Raw genomic sequence first — 16,757 nt, 5'->3', positions numbered from 1 at the left:
AGCCGTGGCAACTCCATTAAAACTATATAGAAACATAGGCATTGCAGCCCACGTTGATGCTGGAAAAACAACAACTACAGAACGAGTATTGTACTATACCGGAATGTCTCATAAGATTGGTGAGGTACATGATGGTGCTGCAACTATGGACTGGATGGTCCAGGAGCAGGAACGTGGTATTACCATTACTTCTGCTGCAACAACATGTTATTGGTCTGGTATGGACAAACAATTTGAATCCCATCGGATCAATATAATTGATACACCGGGACACGTAGACTTTATGATTGAAGTTGAACGCTCCCTACGTGTACTAGATGGAGCAGTTGTTGTATTTGATTCAGTTGCCGGCGTTGAACCTCAATCTGAAACAGTATGGCGTCAAGCCAATAAGTATGGTGTTCCTCGTATCGTTTTTGTAAATAAAATGGATAGGATGGGTGCCAGTTTCCTAAGAGTTGTTAGCCAGATTAAGCAAAGATTGGGCTCTACTCCTGTTGTGTTACAATTACCAATTGGCGCAGAAGAAGAGTTCAAAGGTGTGATTGATCTCATTAAAATGAAGGCAATTCACTGGGATGAAGAAAATAAAGGTATGACATTTAAATATGTTGATATCCCTGCTGATTTAAAGGCAACCTGTGAAGAATACCGTGCACACATCATTGAAGCAGCAGCAGAATATTCTGAAGAGTTAATGGAAAAATACTTGGAAGGTGAAGAATTCACAGAGGCGGAAATTAAAAAGGCTCTTCGTCATCTGACAATCACAAATAAAGTTGTTCCTGTGTTCTGCGGTTCAGCCTTTAAGAATAAGGGTGTCCAGGCAGTACTCGACGGAGTAATAGAATATTTACCATCACCAACTGACATTCCTGATATTCAGGGAGTTGATGAGCATGGTGATGTAATCCATAGAAAAACCAGTTATGATGAGCCATTCTCAGCGTTAGCGTTCAAAATTGCAACTGACCCATTTGTGGGTACGCTAACATATTTTAGAGCTTATTCTGGTATTCTTAAGAGTGGGGATACTGTCTATAACTCAGTTAAGGGCAAAAAGGAACGTATTGGACGTTTGTTGCAGATGCACGCCAATTCACGTGAAGAAATTAAAGAAGTGCGAGCAGGGGACATAGCCGCTGCTGTTGGTCTTAAAACAGTAACTACTGGTGATACCCTCTGTGATCAAGATAAAGTTGTAATATTAGAGAGAATGGATTTCCCAGATCCAGTTATTGCAGTTGCTGTTGAACCAAAAACTAAAGCGGATCAGGAAAAAATGGGAATTGCTTTAGGCAAGTTAGCCCAGGAAGACCCTTCTTTCAGAGTACATACTGATGAAGAGTCAGGCCAGACAATCATTCAAGGTATGGGTGAGTTACACCTTGAAATTATTGTTGACCGCATGAAGAGAGAGTTCAATGTAGAAGCTAATGTTGGTAAACCTCAGGTTGCATACCGAGAGACGCTCAAGCAAGCTGTTGAACAAGAGGGTAAGTTCGTAAGACAATCAGGTGGACGTGGTCAATATGGTCATGTATGGTTGAAAATTGAACCACAAGAACCAGGAAAAGGTTATGAATTTATCAATGCTATCGTTGGAGGCGTCATTCCAAAAGAATATATCCCTGCAGTAGATAAAGGGATTCAAGAGCAAATGCAAAATGGTGTAATTGCTGGATATCCAGTGGTTGATGTTAAAGTTACACTGTTTGATGGTTCATTCCATGAAGTTGATTCAAGCGAAATGGCATTTAAAATTGCTGGATCTCAATGCTTCAAGCAAGGTGCACTAAAGGCGAAACCGGTACTTCTTGAGCCAATTATGAGTGTCGAAGTTGTTACACCCGAGGATTACATGGGCGATGTTATGGGTGATCTGAACAGACGTCGTGGTTTAGTTCAAGGTATGGAAGACTCACCAGCAGGCAAAATAGTAAGAGCTGAGGTGCCGCTTGCAGAGATGTTTGGTTATTCAACTGACTTACGTTCTGCTACTCAAGGAAGAGCAACCTACACTATGGAGTTTTGTAAGTACGCAGAAGCACCAACAAATATTGCTGAAGCAATTATCAAGAAACAATAAAAGTTAACGAGGTTATTGAAATGGCGAAGGAAAAATTTGAACGTAAGAAGCCGCACGTAAACGTGGGCACGATTGGTCACGTAGATCATGGTAAGACGACATTGACAGCAGCTATTACAACGATTATGGCGAAGAAATATGGTGGTACAGCGAAAGCGTACGATCAAATTGATGCTGCGCCAGAAGAAAGAGAGCGTGGGATTACTATTTCTACAGCACATGTTGAATACGAATCAGCGAGCAGACATTATGCGCACGTAGACTGCCCGGGGCATGCTGACTATGTTAAGAACATGATTACTGGTGCTGCGCAAATGGACGGAGCGATACTGGTTGTATCAGCAGCTGATGGTCCTATGCCACAAACGAGGGAACACATTCTATTGTCTCGCCAGGTGGGAGTTCCATATATTGTTGTGTTCATGAACAAAGCGGATATGGTTGATGACCCTGAGTTATTAGAGTTAGTGGAAATGGAAGTGCGAGATTTATTAAGCAGTTACGATTTCCCAGGGGATGACATACCCATTGTTGTTGGTTCAGCTTTGAAAGCATTGGAAGGTGAAGACAGTGATATAGGCGTTAAGGCTATTGAGAAATTGGTTGAAACAATGGATTCATACATTCCTGAGCCAGTTAGAAACATAGACAAGCCATTTTTGTTACCGATTGAAGACGTATTTTCAATTTCTGGACGCGGAACAGTGGTAACTGGTCGTGTTGAGAGTGGAATTGTTAAAGTTGGTGAGGAAGTTGAAATTGTAGGAATAAGAGACACCCAAAAGACGACTTGTACGGGTGTTGAGATGTTCCGTAAATTACTTGATGAAGGTCGAGCTGGTGATAACGTTGGTGTGTTATTACGAGGTACGAAGCGAGATGAAGTGGAGCGTGGGCAGGTATTGGCGAAGCCAGGTACCATCAAGCCACACACCAAGTTTGAAGCAGAAGTGTATGTATTATCCAAGGAAGAAGGCGGACGTCACACACCATTCTTTAATGGATACCGTCCACAATTCTATTTCAGAACCACTGACGTGACAGGTACTTGTGACTTGCCATCAGGAGTTGAAATGGTAATGCCTGGAGATAATGTGCAATTAGTTGTTAACTTGCATGCTCCGATTGCGATGGATGAAGGTTTAAGATTCGCAATTAGAGAGGGTGGCCGAACTGTTGGCGCCGGTGTAGTCGCTAAAATAATCGAGTAAAAAAAATGAGCAGCAATCAAAATATTAAAATAAGATTAAAGTCCTTTGATCATCGGTTGATTGATCTATCAACACGAGAAATCGTTGATACTGCGAAAAGAACTGGCGCACAAATACGTGGACCAATTCCTTTGCCTATCAGAAAAGAAAAATTTACTGTATTGACTTCACCGCATGTAAATAAAGATGCAAGAGATCAATATGAATTACGTACTCATAAACGCCTGGTTGTTATTGTTCATCCAACTGAAAAAACTGTAGATGCTTTAATGAAATTGGATTTGGCTGCCGGGGTTGATGTTCAGATAAGCCTTGATGACTAAATATAAAGGCAAAGGATATTAAAGAGGTGTTACAATGATGATCGGTTTATTAGGCCGTAAGATCGGTATGACGCGTGTCTTCACACCAGAAGGAGTTTCTGTTCCTGTTTCTGTTGTTGAGGTTCAGCCGAATCGCGTTTCTCAGGTAAAAACAGCAGCGAATGATGGTTATTCAGCTGTACAATTAACTGGTGGTACAAAGAAATCTAGCAAAGTGAGTAAGCCAGTGGCTGGGCATTTTGCTAAAGCACAAATCGATGCTGGTGATATGCAAATAGAATTTCGTATAGATTCAGAGGATGCATTTACACCGGGTCAAGTCATATCTGTTGCTGATGTATTCACTGCCGGACAATATGTTGATGTATCCGGTCTGACTAAAGGTAAAGGTTTCGCAGGAACTGTAAAACGACATAACTTTAGAACTCAAGATGCATCGCATGGTAACTCAAGATCACATAGAGTACCTGGTTCTATAGGACAAAACCAAACCCCTGGTCGTGTTTTTAAAGGGAAAAAAATGGCCGGTCACATGGGTAATGCTCGATGTACAATTCAAAGTCTGGAATTGGTAAAAGTTGACTCTGAAAGAAATTTATTGCTCATTAAAGGTGCAATTCCTGGTGCTCCAGGTTCTAGAGTAGAAATTAAGCCTGCAGTCAAAAAGCAAGCACGAGGTGAGTGATGGAAATTACTACAATAGATACAAAGTCAAAATTAAAGCTAAATAAAGAGATATTTGCTTATACATACAACGAAGGCTTGGTTCATCAAGCAGTAGTTGCTTTCATGAACAATGCTCGAAGCGGGAATAGCGCTCAGAAAACTCGTTCTGAAGTTAGTGGTGGTGGTAAAAAACCCTGGAACCAAAAAGGAACAGGTCGTGCGCGAGCAGGAACCATTCGCAGTCCATTATGGAGAAGTGGTGGAGTAACATTTGCATCTAAAAAAAGAGATTATTCACAAAAGCTTAATAAAAAAATGTACAAACGTGCATTACGTAGTATAATCTCCGAACTTTGCCGCACTGGCAACTTGGTGGTTGTTAGTGATTTCCAATGTGATAATCACAAGACCAAGGATTTCCTCAAAAAAATGAATCAGATGGAAATAAGTAATGCTCTGATTATAATGAGTGAAGTTGGTGAAAATGAATACCTTGGTTCAAGAAACCTGATTGATTATGATATCTGTGATGTTACAACTATAGATCCTGTTTCCTTACTACGATTTGAAAAAGTTGTTGTTACAGAAGCTGCAATTAAAAAAATTGAGGAACAGTTACAATGAACGCTGAGAGATTGATGATGGTTCTTAGAGAACCACATACTTCTGAAAAGGCAACTGTCATGGCCGATAAGTTTAAACAGTTCACTTTCAAAGTACTGAAAAATGCGACTAAGACTGAAATTAAATTAGCAGTTGAACATATATTTAATGTAAAAGTTAAAAGTGTATCTGTTGTCAATGTGAAGGGTAAATCTAAACGCTTCAAACAAACCAGTGGGAAGCGAAGTGACTGGAAGAAGGCATTTGTCTCTCTTCATGCAGACCAAGATATTGACTTTACAGTTACTGAATAAGGCAGATAAAGATGGCACTATTAAAATCTAAACCGACTTCACCCGGAAAACGAGGTGAAATACGTGTTGTACATCACGATATCTATAAAGGAAAGCCACATGCTGCATTAGTTGAAAAACTAAAAAAAACAGGTGGAAGAAATAACCAAGGTCGTATAACTGTTAGACATATTGGTGGTGGACAACGTCAAAAATATCGAATTATAGACTTTAAACGCAATAAGGATGGTATATTAGGTCGTGTTGAGAGATTGGAATATGATCCAAATAGAACTGCGCTAATTGCACTGATATCCTACAAAGATGGTGAAAAGCGCTATATTATAGCACCATTAAATCTGGAAGTTGGAGCTACTATTCAAAGTGGAGCTGATTCACCAATTAGTGTAGGGAACTGTCTGCCACTAAAAAATATACCAGTAGGTACAACAATACATTGTGTTGAAATGAAGCCTGGTAAAGGTGCGCAAATGCTCAGAAGTGCTGGTTGCAGTGGCCAACTTGTTGCAAAAGAAGGTGTTTATGCAACTTTAAGATTACGTTCAGGAGAGATGCGCAAGATACATGTTTTATGCCGAGCTGTAATTGGTGAAGTAAGTAATAGCGAACACAACCTAAGAGCATTGGGTAAAGCTGGTGCCAAACGATGGAGAGGGATACGTCCCACTGTTCGTGGGGTCGCCATGAACCCAGTTGATCATCCACATGGTGGTGGTGAAGGACGAACATCAGGTGGACGTCATCCTGTATCTCCATGGGGTTTGCCAACAAAAGGTTATAAAACTAGAAGCAATAAGCGTACTGACACATTTATTGTCAGAGGACGTAAGAAGAAATAATTAATATGAGGATATCAAGTGGCTCGTTCAATTAGAAAAGGTCCATTTATTGACCATCATTTGATCAGCAAGGTAGAAGCTGCAATCGAATCAAAATCAAAAAAGCCAATTAAAACTTGGTCTAGGCGTTCTACAATCGTTCCTGAAATGATTGATTTAACAATTGCTGTGCATAACGGCAAAGACCACGTTCCTGTATTTATTACAGACAATATGGTTGGTCATAAATTAGGTGAGTTTGCCATGACTCGTACATTCAAGGGCCACTCTGGGGACAGAAAGGCTAAAGGTAAGTAAGAGGATATGATGGAAGTAACAGCTAAATTAAAAGGCGCTCCTTTATCCGCACAAAAGGGTAGATTAGTAGCCGATATGATACGTAATATGAATGTGTCTGGTGCGCTTGATGTCCTCAAGTTTACACCAAAAAAAGGTGCAAAATTAATGCTTAAATTATTAGAGTCAGCTATAGCAAATGCTGAAAATAATAATGGAGCTGATATTGATGATCTGAAAGTAGGCATGGTATGCGTTGATGAAGCAACAACTTTAAAACGTATTAGTCCCAGAGCTAAGGGTAGAGCAAATCGAATTTGCAAACGTACCTGCCATATAACTATTAAAGTGTCTGACGAGGAATAGCAATGGGACAAAAAGTAAACCCAATAGGTATACGCCTTGGAATAATTAAAGATTGGAACTCAAAATGGTTTGCAGGAAAGCGATATGCTGAGTTTTTAATTCAGGATATAAAATTACGTAACGATCTTAAAAAGAAATTGATGGCTGCAGCTGTTAGCAAGATACTTATTGAGCGACCAGCTAATAACGCTGTTGTGACTATCTTAACAGCAAGACCAGGTGTTATTATCGGCAAAAAAGGCGGAGGAATTGAAACACTTCGTAAAGAAATTTCCGATAACCTGGGTGTGCCAGTTCATTTGAATATTGAAGAAGTGAAAAAGCCTGAGTTGGATGCTACTTTGGTGGCTGAAGGTATTGCTCAGCAGTTAGAGCAACGAGTCATGTTCAGACGAGCTATGAAACGTGCTGTTACCTCTGCTCTGAAAGCTGGAGCAAAGGGTATTAAAATTTGTGTAAGTGGCCGATTGGGTGGTGCTGAAATTGCAAGAAGTGAATGGTACAGAGAGGGACGAGTGCCTTTACATACTTTTAGAGCTGATATTGATTATGGTACCGCTGAATCCAAGACTACCTACGGAATTATTGGCGTAAAAGTCTGGATCTTTAAGGGTGAAATTCTCCCGCAAAAGAAAAGATCAACTGAAAGCGCCCAGTGAGTGAGGATTAGAAATTATGTTACAACCAAAGCGTACTAAGTACCGAAAACAAATGAAGGGTCGCAATAGAGGTTTGGCTCTTCGTGGTAGTAAAATTAGTTTCGGTGAGTTTGGTCTAAAGGCTGTAGAGCGTGGACGTTTAACTGCTAGACAAATCGAAGCAGCGCGAAGGGCTATGACACGACATATTAAGCGTGGTGGTAAGATTTGGATCAGAGTATTTCCAGATAAACCAATCACACAAAAACCACTTGAAGTAAGACAAGGTAAGGGTAAGGGAAGTGTTGAGTATTGGGTAGCCCAAATACAACCAGGTAAGGTTTTATTTGAAATGGAAGGTGTTAGCAAAGAGCTTGCAATGGAAGCATTTGACCTTGCAAAAGCAAAACTTCCCTTCAAAGTGATGTTTGAAGAGCGGACGGTAATGTAATGAAAAAAATAGATGAATTGCGCAATATGTCAGTTGAGGAATTGCAAAATGAATTGCTTTCATTACGTAAAGATCAATTTAATTTACGAATGAAAAAAGCAAGTGGCTCACTAGATAAAACACATCTGATCACTATGGTGCGTAAGTCAGTGGCAAAAGTTAAAACAATCTTGACTGAAAAGGCAGGTAAGTGAAATGTCTACTAATAGTGAATCAAATGCCAGAACAATGATTGGAAAAGTAGTTAGCGACAAAATGGATAAAACTATTGTAGTTATGATTGAACGTACTGTGAAACATCCAAAGTATGGGAAAATCATGAAGCGAAGAACTAAACTACACGCACATGATGAAAATCAAGTTTGCCGAGTTGGTAATACCGTAAAAATCCGTGAGTCACGACCACTCTCTAAAACGAAAAGCTGGGTATTAGTCGAAGTAATTTCATAAGTAACTTAATTGTTTTACTTTTAAAACCCTAAAAGGCCTGATATAATCAGCAGCCTTTTTCTGGTCGAAATTAGATCTGGAGAGAAAAATGATCCAAATGCAGACAGTGCTTGAAGTAGCTGATAACAGCGGAGCACGTAAAGTAATGTGTATTAAAGTACTTGGTGGATCACACAGACGGTATGCCCGTGTAGGTGATGTAATTAAAGTAAGCGTAAAAGATGCTATACCAAGAAGCAAGGTAAAAAAGGGTGCTGTAATGAGAGCGGTAGTCGTTAGAACTGCTCAGGGTGTTCGAAGAGATGATGGTTCATTGATTCGATTTGATGATAATGCAGCAGTTCTTTTAAACAACCAAAACGAGCCAATTGGAACACGTATATTTGGCCCGGTTACACGCGAGTTAAGAGAAAGATTTATGAAGATAATTTCTCTTGCCGCAGAGGTTTTGTAAGAAGGATTAGATATGAAACGTATTAAATCAGGCGATGAAGTAATTGTAATTGCCGGTAAAAGTAAAGGTCATATAGGTAAGGTTTTAAGGGTAATTGATGATGCCGTTGTAGTAGAGGGCGGAAATCTAATTAAAAAGCATATCAAGCCTAATCCACAAAAGCCTGAAAATAAGGGTGGTATTATAGCGCGTGAAGCTCCATTGCACGTTTCAAATGTTGCTCACTATAATCCTGTTACAAAAAAGGCTGATAAGGTCGGCTTTAAATATCTTGAGAGTAATGGTGTTAGCAAAAAGGTTAGATATTATAAGTCTAACAATGAAATAATTGACCGTATATAAAGTTAGGTGATTGAAATGGCGAGACTTAAAGAATTTTATAAGAAAGACGTCGTCACTATGATGATGAAACGGTTCAACTATTCGAGTGTGATGGAAGTACCCAGGATTCTCAAAATAACTCTGAATATGGGAGTTGGAGAAGCTGTTGGTGACAAAAAAGTCATGAATCATGCAATTGAAGACATGACGCTGATTGCTGGTCAGAAACCAGTAGTTACAAAAGCTAGAAAATCAATAGCTGGTTTTAAAATAAGAGAAGGATGGCCAATTGGTTGTAAGGTAACGCTCAGACGTGAACGTATGTATGAGTTTTTAGATAGATTAATATCTATTACTTTACCTCGTGTAAGAGATTTTCGTGGTTTGAATCCAAAATCTTTTGATGGAACGGGAAACTACAGCATGGGAATACATGAACAAATCGTGTTTCCAGAGATTGATTATGATAAAACAGACGGAATACGCGGTTTAGATATTTGTATTACAACAAGTGCTAAAACAAATGAAGAAGCTAAAGCTTTGTTAGAAGCATTTAATCTTCCACTGAAAGACAAAGATAGAAAATAAAAGGGTGAAATTGTGGCTAAAAAATCAATGCTCATGCGAGAGTCAAAGCGTGCGAAGCTGGTAGAAAAGTACAGACAACGCCGAAACGAGTTAAAACAATTGATTAAATCATCTGATGATTTCCAGGTAATAATGGAAAGTCAGGCAAAACTAGCAAAATTACCAGTTAATTCAAATCCTGTTCGCTATGTTACTCGATGCAAGCAATGTGGAAGACCACACGCAGTTTATCGCAAGTTTAATCTTTGCAGAATTTGTTTAAGACAACAGCTTATGGTGGGCAATATCCCTGGCGGTAGAAAATCAAGCTGGTAAACTATTTTATTGGAGAATAATTGTGAGTATGCATGATCCAATTGCTGATATGCTGACTAGAATTAGAAATGGTCAACAAGCTAAACATCAGCAAGTAACATTGGTTTCTTCTAAATTAAAGGAAGAAATAGCTCGAGTTTTAAAGGAAGAAGGATATATACAAGACTTTTTTATTGAAACATTACCAAATGGCCTGAAGTCAATTACTTTAAAGCTAAAGTACTATCATGGAAGACCGGTAATTGAATTTATTAAGCGCATTAGTCGTCCAGGTTTGAGAGTATATAAGTCATATAAGGATTTGCATTCAATCCCTGGATTTGGTGTGGCTATTCTTTCTACGTCTAAAGGTATAATGACCCATGTATCAGCAAAAGTAAAAGGTGTTGGTGGCGAAGTCATTTGTGAAGTGGCTTAATACTTGCGAGGAATGATATGTCTAGAGTAGCAAAGGCCCCAGTAATTCATTCAGCAAATGTCGAAATAACATTTGTTGATGGAGTAATAACTGTAAAAGGCCCCAAAGGAATATTAACTCAAAAAATTAATAAATTGGTTAATATTCAACATAGTAAGGAATCAAACAAATTAGAATTTTCACCTGCTTCTAATGACCCAATGGGATGGGCACAAGCTGGTACAGCTAGAGCCTTAGTTAGAAACATGGTTCAAGGAGTTACCGAGGGATATACAGTTACACTAGAATTGGTTGGTGTAGGATATAGAGCGCAATCTAAAGACAAATCGATTAGTTTGTCATTAGGTTACTCACATTCTATAGAGTATGATTTACCAAAAGGTGTAACCGTAGAAACTCCTAATAACACAACCATTTTGCTGAAGGGCGTTGATAAGCAAGTTCTTGGACAAATAGCTTCTGAAATTAGAGCATTTCGACCACCAGAGCCTTATAAAGGGAAAGGTGTGAAATATGCTGGAGAGCAGATTGTTCGTAAAGAAGCTAAGAAGAAATAAGGTGTTAACTATGAATAAGCAAAACGCACGACATAGACGTGGATTAAAAGCCAAAGCCTTAATACGCAAGACAGGCCGCTCAAGATTAGTTGTGTATCGAAGTGGTGTGCATATTTATTCTCAAATTGTCAAGTCAGACCAGCTTGGTGATAAGGTGTTGGTAGCATCATCTACTATAGATAAAGAATTGAGATCCAGTTTGACTGGAAAAAGTAAAGTTGAACAAGCCAGTTTAGTTGGTCAACTGTTGGGTAAGCGTGCTAAGGCTGCAGGCATTACACAGGTTGCATTTGACAGAGCAGGTTATAAATATCATGGCAGAGTTAAAGCACTTGCTGAAGGTGCACGCGAAGCCGGATTAGATTTTTAAGGAACGATTATGTCATTCGATGAATTACCCAAGTCAGATGGATACCAAGAAAAGTTGGTATCGGTAACTCGTACGGCTAAAGTTGTAAAGGGTGGGCGAGTTTTTGGTTTTGCTGTTTTAGTAGTTGTAGGTGACGGAAAGGGTAAAGTAGGTTTTGGACGAGGTAAGGCAAGAGAGGTTCCAATAGCAATTCAAAAAGCTATGGATCAAGCCAAGAAAAATATGGTTTACATTCCTCTTTCAGGTACTACAATATTCCACGAAATCACATGGAACTATGGAGCTTCCAAGGTGTTTATGAAGCCGGCAAGTGAAGGTACAGGAATTATTGCTGGCGGCGCTATGCGTGCCGTTTTGGAAGTGTTGGGTGTGCAAAATATTCTTGCAAAAAGCATTGGTTCTACCAATCCAAGTAACATTGTTCGTGCCACTATTGGTGCATTGACACACATTGGTACACCGGACTATGTAGCAGCCAAACGTGGAAAAACAGTTGAAGAAGTAATGGCAGGCTAATTATGGGAAATAAAATTAAAATAACCTTGGTTAAAAGCACGATAGGTAGAAAACCAAAACATGTTGCTATAGCCAAACAGCTCGGTTTAGGTAAAACAAATTCAAGTGTGGTTCATAGTGATACTCCTGCAATTCGTGGACTTGTAAATGAAATTAATTACCTGTTGTTGGTTGAGGAGAGTGCATAATGAATTTAAATACATTATCGCCAGATCCAGGTTCCAGACCCTCAAGAAGACGAGTGGGGAGAGGTATTGGTTCTGGATTAGGTAAAACTTGTGGCAAAGGTCATAAAGGTCAAAAATCAAGAGCAGGTGGTTACCACAAAATAAATTTTGAAGGTGGTCAAATGCCTATACAGAGACGGTTACCCAAGATGGGTTTCAAGTCTAGAGTAGGTCGAACCATTGATGAAGTGAGTTTAGGTGAGCTTGCAAAATTGAATGATGAAGTAATTGATTTAGTTGCTTTACGTAAAGCAGGTTTAATTAATAACTCGATCAAAGATGTTAAAGTAATTTTATCTGGCGAGCTGACTGCAGCAATTAAGCTTAAGGGTTTAAGAGTCACGAAAGGAGCTCGTTCTGCTATTGAGAGTTTAGGCGGTAGTATAGAAGAGTGACTATGAAAAACCAAAAGCATAACGGTAGTAAGCCTCGTGGTGGATTAGCCGAACTAAAGTCAAGGCTGTTGTTTGTTGTTCTCGGCATATTAGTTTACCGATTAGGTGCTCATATACCTGTTCCAGGATTAGATCCTGCAAAATTAGCTAATTTTTTTAGTGAACAGCAAAACACTATATTTGGCTTGTTTAATATGTTTTCTGGTGGAGCCCTGTCTCGTGTAACAGTGTTTGCGATTGGTATTATGCCTTATATTTCTGCATCGATTATTATTCAACTGTTTTCTGTAGTTTCTCCCAAGCTGGAGCAACTAAAGAAAGAGGGAGAATCAGGGCGTAGGAAAATAAATCAATATACCAGATATTTAACATTGCTCTTGTCAATATTTCAGTCCATGGGTATGGCTAGATGGTTGGCTAGTCAGCAAATTGCTATGCAACCAGATTTCTCATTCTATTTTACTGCTGTTGTAACTTTAGTTACAGGTACTATGTTTTTAATGTGGTTGGGTGAGCAAATTACCGAGAAAGGTGTTGGTAATGGAATTTCCTTAATTATCTTTTCTGGAATTGTCTCTAGCATGCCAAATGCTATAGGATCTGTCCTCCAGCAAGTTAAGGAAGGTCAGATGCAAGCCCTTACACTAGTTATTATTGCAGCAGTAGTAATTGTAGTAACTGGTTTTGTTGTATTTATGGAGCGTGCTCAACGACGAATTCGTGTTAATTATGCACAGAGGACGCAAGGTAGAAAGGTATATGCAGCCCAAACGAGTCATTTACCATTAAAAATAAATATGTCAGGTGTGATTCCACCAATATTTGCATCTAGCATTATTTTATTGCCAGCAACTTTAGCTCAATTTTTTTCACAAACTAAAGGGCTGGGATGGTTATCTGATGTTGGAATGGCACTATCACCAGGTCAACCCTTATATTTGATAGTGTATGCAGCAGCTATTTTGTTCTTTGCATTCTTTTATGCTGCCTTAGTGTTTAACCCTAAGGATACAGCAGATAACCTGAAAAAATCAGGAGCATATATTCCTGGAATTCGTCCAGGAGAGCAAACAACCAAGTATATCGATTCAGTGATGACTCGTTTGACTTTAGTTGGAGCTATTTACTTGGTTTTAGTATGTTTGTTACCACAAATTCTAATGTATACCTGGCATGTTCCATTTTATTTTGGTGGTACTTCGTTGCTGATTATAGTTGTTGTTATTATGGATTTTGTAGCACAGGTACAAGCTCATTTAATGACTCAGCAATATGATTCTTTATTAAAAAAGGCGAATTTTAGAGGTACTAAGTTACCTGGTCTGCTATGATTTATCGGAGTTAGGAATGAAAGTAAGAGCATCAGTAAAGCGAATATGTCGCAATTGTAAAATAATAAAAAGAAGTGGCACTATACGAGTAATTTGTAAGGATGCCCGTCATAAACAAAAGCAAGGGTAATATCTGCTTGATTTTATTTTATTAAAATAGTATCCTTCTGTCCCTTTCGACAGAACAAATAACGTTCGGAGAAACTAATGGCTCGTATTGCAGGAGTTAATATACCTGATCATAAACATGTGGTAATCGCTTTAACAGCAATTTATGGTATTGGTAAGACAACATCATTAAAATTATGTAAAACAGTTGATATAGATCCTTCAGTTAAAGTTTCTCAATTATCAGATGCTCAGTTGGAATCTTTGAGAACTGAAATTGCGAAAATTACTGTAGAGGGTGATCTTCGACGTGTTGTAACAATGAACATAAAAAGACTAATGGATCTTGGTTGTTATAGAGGATTAAGACACAGAAGAGGATTGCCGTTGCGCGGACAACGTACGAAAACCAATGCTCGTACCAGAAAAGGCCGTAGAAAAGGCACTAGTAGTTGATTTTTCATGTAGGAAAATAAAAGATGGCAATAACAAAGTCAAAGCAGCAAAAAACACGAAAAAAGGTAAAACGAGTAGTGTCTGATGGCATAGTACACATTCATGCATCTTTCAATAATACTATAGTTACCTTTACAGATAGACAAGGTAATGCATTATGCTGGGCAACTTCTGGTGGATCTGGCTTCAGAGGTTCTAGAAAAAGTACTCCTTATGCTGCGCAAGTTGCAACTGAGCGAGCTGCTGCTGTTGCTAAAGAATATGGTATGAAATCTGTTGCAGTTTTTGTGCATGGTCCTGGTCCTGGTCGTGAATCTACTATTCGTGAATTAATAACCCAGGATTTTAAAATTGTTGAAATTACCGATGTAACTGGCATACCACATAATGGTTGTAAGCCACCTAAAAAACGTCGTGTATAAGACTCAGGAGTAATTAATGGCTAGATATCTTGGTCCTAAATGTAAATTATCACGACGTGAAGGTTGTGATTTGTTACTTAAAAGTGGGGTTCGTGATCATAAATCCAAGTGTAAATCTGAAAAATTACCTGGACAGCATGGTGATAAAAAACCTCGTTTAAATAGTTATGGAATTCAGCTTAGAGAGAAACAAAAGATTAGAAGGCTTTATGGGATTCTTGAAAAGCAATTCCGTAATTATTACAAAAAGGCGGCTAGACAAAAGGGTTCTACAGGTGAAAATTTAATGGCCCTATTGGAAAGACGTTTAGATAATGTTGTTTACCGTATGGGTTTTGCCAGTACACGTGCTGAAGCTAGACAATTAGTTGCACATAAGGCAATACTTGTAAATGATAAAGTAGTTAACGTACCTTCTTTCCTGGTTAATCCTGGGGATACTGTATCCGTTCGACAAAAGGCTAAAAACCAAGGACGTATCCAAGCTGCTTTAGCTTTATCTGAACAAAGAGCACCCTGTGATTGGATTACTGTAGATACTGGTTCTTTTAAAGGTACATTTTCTACAGCACCAACGTTAATGGATTTATCTTCAGACTACAACGTAAACCTTGTTGTAGAACTTTACTCTAAGTAAGCTCGGAGAGATAGCTGAATGTATACTGAAATCAATGAAATGTTGACGCCTAAGGTTCTCAAAGTACAGGCCGAGTCGCCCTATAAAGCTAGAATAGTTTTAGAACCTTTGGAGCGAGGTTTTGGTCACACCCTCGGCAATGCTTTGAGAAGAATCTTATTGTCATCCATGCCAGGTAGTGCCATTACTGAAGCTTCTATCGATGGTGTTTTGCATGAATATAGTACTATTGAAGGTGTTCAGGAAGATGTGGTTGATTTGTTGCTTAACCTAAAATCAGTCGCTATCAAATTGACTGTAGGAAACGAAGCGCAGATTACCCTAAATAAAGAAGGACCATGTCAAGTTACAGCTGGTGATATTCAGTTGACTCATGGTCAAGAAATTATTAATCCAGAACTTGTCATAGCCAATCTCAATGAAAAGGGTAAGTTAAATATGACTCTTAAAGTTGAAAGAGGTATTGGCTTTCATAATACTGATGCATTTGTTCGCTATCATGATGATGAAATTGAGAAAAAGACGGTTGGAAAGTTAAAAATTGACAACAGTTTTTCTCCAGTGAAGAAAGTAGCTTATTTCGTCGACAGTGCACGTGTAGAAAACAGAACAGATTTAGATAAGCTTACTATTGAATTAGAAACTAACGGTACTATCGATGCTGAAGAGGCAATAAGAATATCTGCTAGTATACTACAAAGACAGCTTCATGCGTTTGTTGACATGAAATTTGAAGAATCACGTGCTGACAATAAAGAGCGTAATGATTTTGATCCTGTATTATTACGTTCAGTGGATGATTTGGAGTTGACTGTTCGATCAGCTAATTGTTTAAAAGCTGAAAACATTCATTATATAGGCGATTTGGTTCAAAGAACAGAAAGTGAATTATTGAAGACACCTAATCTTGGTAAGAAATCACTAACTGAAATTAAAGACGTTTTAGCGTCTCGATCATTATCGCTGGGTATGAAACTTGAGAATTGGCCGCCAGCAAGCCTTGGCGAGTAATATTTAGGAGTCTTTGTTATGCGTCACCGTAATTCCGGACGTAGTTTTAGCCGTACCAGTAGCCACCGTAAGGCTATGTTTTCTAATATGTGTTGTTCTTTGATTGAGCACGAGTTAATTAGAACCACTTTACCAAAGGCAAAAGATTTACGTCGATATATCGAACCTTTGATTACTGTTAGCAAATCTGATTCAGTAGCATCACGTAGACGAGCTTTTAATATTTTGCGATCTAAATCAGCTGTAGGCAAATTATTTACTGATTTAGGCCCACGTTTCGCAAAACGACCAGGTGGGTACATACGTATTATTAAATGTGGGTATAGGGATGGTGATAATGCACCTATGGCTATAGTTGAATTAATGGATAGACCTGTAAGCAGTGATGATACAGAAGAGTAAATT

General features: G+C 38.7%; 30 protein-coding genes. All 30 read left to right on the top strand.

Going from position 1 to position 16,757, the window contains the following annotated elements:
- Nucleotides 1-4: 4 nt before the first annotated feature.
- The 30 genes from fusA (at nucleotide 5) to rplQ (ending at nucleotide 16,754) form a co-directional block, all read left to right on the top strand.
- Nucleotides 5-2,089, top strand: a complete 2,085-nt coding sequence (gene fusA, locus OQI99_RS10240) for an elongation factor G (RefSeq protein WP_265731853.1) — start codon at nucleotides 5-7, stop codon at nucleotides 2,087-2,089.
- Between the two features lie 20 nt (nucleotides 2,090-2,109).
- On the top strand, nucleotides 2,110-3,300 hold the full coding sequence (tuf, locus tag OQI99_RS10235) for an elongation factor Tu (RefSeq protein WP_265731852.1): 1,191 nt from the start codon (nucleotides 2,110-2,112) through the stop codon (nucleotides 3,298-3,300).
- A 5-nt stretch (nucleotides 3,301-3,305) separates the two neighbouring features.
- Nucleotides 3,306-3,623 carry a 30S ribosomal protein S10 gene (rpsJ, locus tag OQI99_RS10230; RefSeq protein WP_010946077.1) on the top strand — a complete coding sequence of 106 codons (318 nt, stop codon included), beginning with the start codon at nucleotides 3,306-3,308 and terminating at the stop codon, nucleotides 3,621-3,623.
- A 37-nt stretch (nucleotides 3,624-3,660) separates the two neighbouring features.
- Complete coding sequence (gene rplC / locus OQI99_RS10225; RefSeq protein WP_265732364.1) at nucleotides 3,661-4,308, top strand: 50S ribosomal protein L3; 648 nt, start codon at nucleotides 3,661-3,663, stop codon at nucleotides 4,306-4,308.
- Nucleotides 4,308-4,913 (top strand): 50S ribosomal protein L4, encoded by a 606-nt coding sequence (rplD, locus tag OQI99_RS10220; RefSeq protein WP_013101070.1) that lies wholly within the window; start codon nucleotides 4,308-4,310, stop codon nucleotides 4,911-4,913. The genes rplC and rplD overlap by 1 nt, the downstream gene beginning before the upstream one ends.
- Complete coding sequence (gene rplW / locus OQI99_RS10215) at nucleotides 4,910-5,206, top strand: 50S ribosomal protein L23 (protein WP_011213009.1); 297 nt, start codon at nucleotides 4,910-4,912, stop codon at nucleotides 5,204-5,206. The genes rplD and rplW overlap by 4 nt, the downstream gene beginning before the upstream one ends.
- A gap of 11 nt (nucleotides 5,207-5,217) precedes the next feature.
- Nucleotides 5,218-6,045, top strand: coding sequence for a 50S ribosomal protein L2 (gene rplB, locus OQI99_RS10210; RefSeq protein WP_265731851.1), 828 nt, complete (start codon nucleotides 5,218-5,220; stop codon nucleotides 6,043-6,045).
- Between the two features lie 18 nt (nucleotides 6,046-6,063).
- Nucleotides 6,064-6,342, top strand: a complete 279-nt coding sequence (gene rpsS, locus OQI99_RS10205) for a 30S ribosomal protein S19 (RefSeq protein WP_010946728.1) — start codon at nucleotides 6,064-6,066, stop codon at nucleotides 6,340-6,342.
- Between the two features lie 9 nt (nucleotides 6,343-6,351).
- A complete protein-coding gene (gene rplV / locus OQI99_RS10200; protein ID WP_010946083.1) occupies nucleotides 6,352-6,687 on the top strand; it encodes a 50S ribosomal protein L22 in 336 nt (111 codons plus the stop codon).
- Between the two features lie 2 nt (nucleotides 6,688-6,689).
- A complete protein-coding gene (gene rpsC / locus OQI99_RS10195; RefSeq protein ID WP_010946084.1) occupies nucleotides 6,690-7,346 on the top strand; it encodes a 30S ribosomal protein S3 in 657 nt (218 codons plus the stop codon).
- Between the two features lie 16 nt (nucleotides 7,347-7,362).
- The gene (gene rplP / locus OQI99_RS10190; RefSeq protein WP_010946085.1) at nucleotides 7,363-7,776 is read left to right on the top strand and encodes a 50S ribosomal protein L16; all 414 of its coding nucleotides are present in this window, start codon (nucleotides 7,363-7,365) and stop codon (nucleotides 7,774-7,776) included.
- Nucleotides 7,776-7,970, top strand: a complete 195-nt coding sequence (gene rpmC, locus OQI99_RS10185; protein WP_010946086.1) for a 50S ribosomal protein L29 — start codon at nucleotides 7,776-7,778, stop codon at nucleotides 7,968-7,970. Before rplP ends, rpmC begins: the two co-directional genes overlap by 1 nt.
- Nucleotide 7,971: 1 nt before the next feature.
- On the top strand, nucleotides 7,972-8,226 hold the full coding sequence (rpsQ, locus tag OQI99_RS10180; RefSeq protein ID WP_010946087.1) for a 30S ribosomal protein S17: 255 nt from the start codon (nucleotides 7,972-7,974) through the stop codon (nucleotides 8,224-8,226).
- A gap of 88 nt (nucleotides 8,227-8,314) precedes the next feature.
- A complete protein-coding gene (rplN, locus tag OQI99_RS10175; RefSeq protein ID WP_010946088.1) occupies nucleotides 8,315-8,680 on the top strand; it encodes a 50S ribosomal protein L14 in 366 nt (121 codons plus the stop codon).
- A gap of 12 nt (nucleotides 8,681-8,692) precedes the next feature.
- Nucleotides 8,693-9,022 carry a 50S ribosomal protein L24 gene (gene rplX / locus OQI99_RS10170; RefSeq protein WP_010946089.1) on the top strand — a complete coding sequence of 110 codons (330 nt, stop codon included), beginning with the start codon at nucleotides 8,693-8,695 and terminating at the stop codon, nucleotides 9,020-9,022.
- A 15-nt stretch (nucleotides 9,023-9,037) separates the two neighbouring features.
- The gene (gene rplE, locus OQI99_RS10165) at nucleotides 9,038-9,589 is read left to right on the top strand and encodes a 50S ribosomal protein L5 (RefSeq protein WP_265731850.1); all 552 of its coding nucleotides are present in this window, start codon (nucleotides 9,038-9,040) and stop codon (nucleotides 9,587-9,589) included.
- 12 nt (nucleotides 9,590-9,601) lie between these two features.
- Nucleotides 9,602-9,904, top strand: coding sequence for a 30S ribosomal protein S14 (rpsN, locus tag OQI99_RS10160; RefSeq protein ID WP_010946091.1), 303 nt, complete (start codon nucleotides 9,602-9,604; stop codon nucleotides 9,902-9,904).
- A 22-nt stretch (nucleotides 9,905-9,926) separates the two neighbouring features.
- Nucleotides 9,927-10,322 carry a 30S ribosomal protein S8 gene (rpsH, locus tag OQI99_RS10155; protein ID WP_010946092.1) on the top strand — a complete coding sequence of 132 codons (396 nt, stop codon included), beginning with the start codon at nucleotides 9,927-9,929 and terminating at the stop codon, nucleotides 10,320-10,322.
- A gap of 17 nt (nucleotides 10,323-10,339) precedes the next feature.
- Entirely contained in the window at nucleotides 10,340-10,879 is a 540-nt protein-coding gene (gene rplF / locus OQI99_RS10150) for a 50S ribosomal protein L6 (protein WP_061514589.1), read from the top strand.
- 10 nt (nucleotides 10,880-10,889) lie between these two features.
- Nucleotides 10,890-11,249, top strand: coding sequence for a 50S ribosomal protein L18 (gene rplR / locus OQI99_RS10145; protein ID WP_010946094.1), 360 nt, complete (start codon nucleotides 10,890-10,892; stop codon nucleotides 11,247-11,249).
- 9 nt (nucleotides 11,250-11,258) lie between these two features.
- Nucleotides 11,259-11,765, top strand: a complete 507-nt coding sequence (rpsE, locus tag OQI99_RS10140; RefSeq protein ID WP_010946095.1) for a 30S ribosomal protein S5 — start codon at nucleotides 11,259-11,261, stop codon at nucleotides 11,763-11,765.
- A 2-nt stretch (nucleotides 11,766-11,767) separates the two neighbouring features.
- Nucleotides 11,768-11,953, top strand: coding sequence for a 50S ribosomal protein L30 (rpmD, locus tag OQI99_RS10135; RefSeq protein WP_027226454.1), 186 nt, complete (start codon nucleotides 11,768-11,770; stop codon nucleotides 11,951-11,953).
- Entirely contained in the window at nucleotides 11,953-12,387 is a 435-nt protein-coding gene (gene rplO / locus OQI99_RS10130) for a 50S ribosomal protein L15 (RefSeq protein ID WP_010946097.1), read from the top strand. The genes rpmD and rplO overlap by 1 nt, the downstream gene beginning before the upstream one ends.
- Nucleotides 12,388-12,389: 2 nt before the next feature.
- The gene (gene secY, locus OQI99_RS10125) at nucleotides 12,390-13,718 is read left to right on the top strand and encodes a preprotein translocase subunit SecY (protein WP_011945551.1); all 1,329 of its coding nucleotides are present in this window, start codon (nucleotides 12,390-12,392) and stop codon (nucleotides 13,716-13,718) included.
- A gap of 16 nt (nucleotides 13,719-13,734) precedes the next feature.
- Entirely contained in the window at nucleotides 13,735-13,848 is a 114-nt protein-coding gene (rpmJ, locus tag OQI99_RS10120; protein ID WP_010946099.1) for a 50S ribosomal protein L36, read from the top strand.
- A gap of 77 nt (nucleotides 13,849-13,925) precedes the next feature.
- Nucleotides 13,926-14,282, top strand: a complete 357-nt coding sequence (rpsM, locus tag OQI99_RS10115) for a 30S ribosomal protein S13 (protein ID WP_010946100.1) — start codon at nucleotides 13,926-13,928, stop codon at nucleotides 14,280-14,282.
- 23 nt (nucleotides 14,283-14,305) lie between these two features.
- On the top strand, nucleotides 14,306-14,704 hold the full coding sequence (gene rpsK, locus OQI99_RS10110) for a 30S ribosomal protein S11 (RefSeq protein ID WP_010946101.1): 399 nt from the start codon (nucleotides 14,306-14,308) through the stop codon (nucleotides 14,702-14,704).
- A 16-nt stretch (nucleotides 14,705-14,720) separates the two neighbouring features.
- On the top strand, nucleotides 14,721-15,341 hold the full coding sequence (gene rpsD, locus OQI99_RS10105) for a 30S ribosomal protein S4 (protein WP_010946102.1): 621 nt from the start codon (nucleotides 14,721-14,723) through the stop codon (nucleotides 15,339-15,341).
- Between the two features lie 18 nt (nucleotides 15,342-15,359).
- Entirely contained in the window at nucleotides 15,360-16,352 is a 993-nt protein-coding gene (locus OQI99_RS10100) for a DNA-directed RNA polymerase subunit alpha (protein WP_010946103.1), read from the top strand.
- 18 nt (nucleotides 16,353-16,370) lie between these two features.
- On the top strand, nucleotides 16,371-16,754 hold the full coding sequence (gene rplQ / locus OQI99_RS10095; RefSeq protein WP_011213015.1) for a 50S ribosomal protein L17: 384 nt from the start codon (nucleotides 16,371-16,373) through the stop codon (nucleotides 16,752-16,754).
- Nucleotides 16,755-16,757: the final 3 nt, after the last annotated feature.

The sequence above is a fragment of the Legionella sp. PATHC039 genome, assembly GCF_026191275.1.
GTDB classification, from domain to species: domain Bacteria; phylum Pseudomonadota; class Gammaproteobacteria; order Legionellales; family Legionellaceae; genus Legionella; species Legionella pneumophila.
This window is presented reverse-complemented; position numbering and strand designations above follow the sequence as displayed.